The sequence below is a fragment of the Mycobacterium sp. genome (genome assembly GCF_035570115.1).
GTDB lineage: Bacteria > Actinomycetota > Actinomycetes > Mycobacteriales > Mycobacteriaceae > Mycobacterium.
Genome location: NZ_DATMLH010000008.1, coordinates 1 through 3104, shown reverse-complemented (window position 1 = coordinate 3104; position 3104 = coordinate 1). Strand labels below are relative to the sequence as shown.

General features: G+C 66.6%; 3 protein-coding genes. 2 read left to right on the top strand and 1 reads right to left on the bottom strand.

The features are described 5' to 3' along the window. Both VNW74_RS00560 and VNW74_RS00555 read left to right on the top strand, forming a co-directional pair. The coding region (locus tag VNW74_RS00560) for an asparagine synthase-related protein (RefSeq protein WP_325674659.1) at positions 1–222 on the top strand (222 nt) is incomplete at its 5' end. 4 nt (positions 223–226) lie between these two features. After that, positions 227–2158, top strand: coding sequence for an alpha/beta hydrolase family protein (locus tag VNW74_RS00555; RefSeq protein WP_325674658.1), 1932 nt, complete (start codon positions 227–229; stop codon positions 2156–2158). Here VNW74_RS00555 and VNW74_RS00550 read toward each other — a convergent pair. Next, positions 2153–3104 (bottom strand): LLM class flavin-dependent oxidoreductase (locus tag VNW74_RS00550; protein WP_325674657.1); only part of this gene is annotated, 952 nt, incomplete at its 5' end. The two genes, VNW74_RS00555 and VNW74_RS00550, sit on opposite strands and share 6 nt — an antisense overlap.

Here is a 3104-nt window from a genome sequence, read left to right as displayed (position 1 = left end):
GGCCACTTCCCGGTGCCGAGCATCCGCCATCTGCGCGGTGAGCTGCTGGACATGGTGCGTGACGCGGTCACCAACGATGCCGCCCGCAATCGCGGGCTGTATCGCGCCGAGTGCGTCAAGGCCCTGCTGGCCGCGCCGAACGAGACACGGACCCGGCTGGACGCGAATACCCTCTGGCAATTGGGGGTGCTCGAGATGTGGCTGCAAAGCATGGAGGGATGATCCGATGGGACAGCAGGTGCGCGCACTTTACGGCGCGTCGCTGTCCCCGGACGCCACCGCGTTCGCCCACATCGTCGACGACGGCGGCTATCCGCGTGCGGTGCAACGCTTTCTGCGTGGCCGGCGGGCCAGCTCGTCGCGCGATGTCGAACTGCCGGTAGAAGGGCCCGTCTCTCGTGTCATCCATTCCGCCGACGGCCAGTGGCTGGCCTGCGAGGTGGCGCCCGATGGGGACACCCGCACGCAGATCTGGGTCGTCACGACAGATCCCGACGATCGGATGGCCCGGCGCATCGATCGCGAAGAAGCCGGGACCGCCGAGCTGATCGCGTGGGACGGCGTCCGCGTGGCGGCCATCCTGACCGGTGAAGACGGGATAGGCCGGTCCTGCCTGATCGACCCGGCCGACGGGAATTACACCGTACTGGACTCCCGATCCGGCGGCCGGCTGGTTGATGCCTGGGCCGGCGTGTCGCTGATCCGGGTCGGGCCGCGCGGTTACCACGAACTGATCATGCTGCACGGCCAAACCGAAATCGCTTTGCTGCCATCAGATCCGGGGTCGACGACCGCCGACGGGGTCATCCTCGACGACCACCATCCGCGCCGTCTCCGGTACGGGCCCGATGGCGATCAGACCAAGCTGTATCGCCCGGCTAAGACGTACCGGGCCAACCGCAGCCGCCCGGTCACGCGGGGTGACCGCTTCGGCCGCGGATACGTGCGGGCACTGATCCGTAGCGAAAATGGCTGCGAGCACGCCCGGCTGCTGGAGGTGACGGCCACGCAGGACGGCGTCAGCTACTTCGTGGTCGCCGAGCGACCGGACTGTGACCTCGACCAGTTCGCGGTGAGCGACGACCTGTCAACGGTCGCACTGCTATGGAACGTGCAGGGCCGCAGCGAGTTACAGATCCTTCAGTACACCGACTACACGTTGGACGAACCGATCCCGTTGCCGGGCATGGTCGCAAGCGAGTTGTCCATCAGCGCGGGCGGCTCGATGGTCGCGATGACCGTCGAGGGGCCGTCGATGCCGCGAACCGTCGAGCTCGTCGATCCGCGCACACGGGAATGGGAGCGAGTCGACCGCGAACCCAGCCACGGTCCGATCGTGCCCGGTTTCTCCGCCGACACCGGCCCGGAGACGATCACGGCGCGTGACGGGTTGAGACTGAACGCATGGTTATACCGGCCCACCGAGACCGCGACTGATCCCACGACTAAGGGCGCGGTGATCTATCTGCACGGCGGCCCCGAAGGCCAGTCCCGGCCCGGTTACGACGAGATATTTGCCCGTCTGGTCAACGACGGGATCACCGTGTTGACACCGAATGTCCGCGGCTCGGGCGGCTTCGGCCGGACCTTCGGTCACGCCGACGACAAGGAACAGCGGTTCGCGGCCATCGACGACGTCGCCGACTGTGTGCGTTTCCTGATCGACAACGAAGTGGCCCACCCGCGACGGATCGCCTGCGCGGGCTGGTCGTACGGCGGCTATCTGACGATGGCGGCCATGACGTTCCACCCGGCGTTGTTCGCGGCCGGTATCACCATCTGCGGGATGAGTGACCTCACCACGTTCTATCGCAACACCGAGCACTGGATTGCCGACGGGGCCTATACCAAGTACGGCCACCCGGTCAGCGACCGCGAGCTGCTCGAGCGGCTGTCCCCGCTGCGGCGCGTCGATGCGTTGACCGCACCGTTGCTGGTGGTGCACGGAGTCCACGACACCAACGTGCCGGCCAGCGAATCACAGCAGATCGTCGACGCGCTCCGCGTGGCCGGTCGCGACGTGCGTTACCTGCTTTTCAGCGACGACGGGCACGAGATCGCCAAACGCGAGAATCGGGCGACGCTGGCAGCCACGATCAGCGAATGGCTCAACAGGGCATTTAGCGAAACCGACCGTCGATCTGCCGCGGTGTCATAGTCGGCGCAATTGCCGCAGAATTCTCATGAACGGAACGCTCGCGGCAAGACCGCGGCGCAGACTCGGCTGCACGGCGCTGACATTGCAGATCACCACGTACTCCATGCCGTGGTTGCGCCATTCGGCGGCCTGCTCGATCACCTCATCAGGGGTACCGGTGAGAGCGCATTCTTTGAGTAACGACGGTGGCACCTGTGCGGCGGCGGACACCACGGTCTGTTCGTCGAGGGTCTGCGGGATGATGTCCTGCGCGCCGGCGAAGTCGTCACCGAACGGATGACTGACCCCGTGGCGGGCCCACTCCTCGGCAGGCACGTTGAGTGCGAACGCCTTCATCGCGGTCGAGCTCAGCGCTTCGTCGACCCGCGTGCGGCTGCTTCCGGTGACCACGAACAGCCAGTTGGCGGCCTTGACGGACATAGGATCTCGCCCGGAATCGGAGGCTGCGGACCGCACCCTTTCCAGCCCGGCCGCGTAGTCCTTCGGCCGGATTGTCCCCGCCGGGAACCAGGCATCAGCGTAGCGGCCGGTGGCCCGCAGCATGCGCGGCCCGTGTGCGGCAATCCAGATCTCCGGCCATTTGCCGCGGTAGGGCGGCAAGGCGAATGCCGCGTTGTGTAGCGGGAAAAACGATGAGTCCCGGGTGACGAGTTCTCCGCCGGAGTTCCACAGCGCCCGGATGGTCGCCATGGCTTCTTCAAACCGCGCTACCGGCTTGGACCAGTCCACGCCGTAGGGCTCGTTGCCTTCGCGCTCGCCGGTGCCGATGCCCAGAATTGCCCGGCCCCGGGTGAGCAGGTGCAGCGTTGCGGCGGCCTGTGCGGTGACGGCCGGATTGCGACGACCTGCATCGGTAACGCCGATGCCAAGGCGTAGGCGCCCGAGACGATTTCGTGCGGAGAAATTCCCGAGCACTGTCCAGGGTTCGAGACTCGCGTCGACGTCG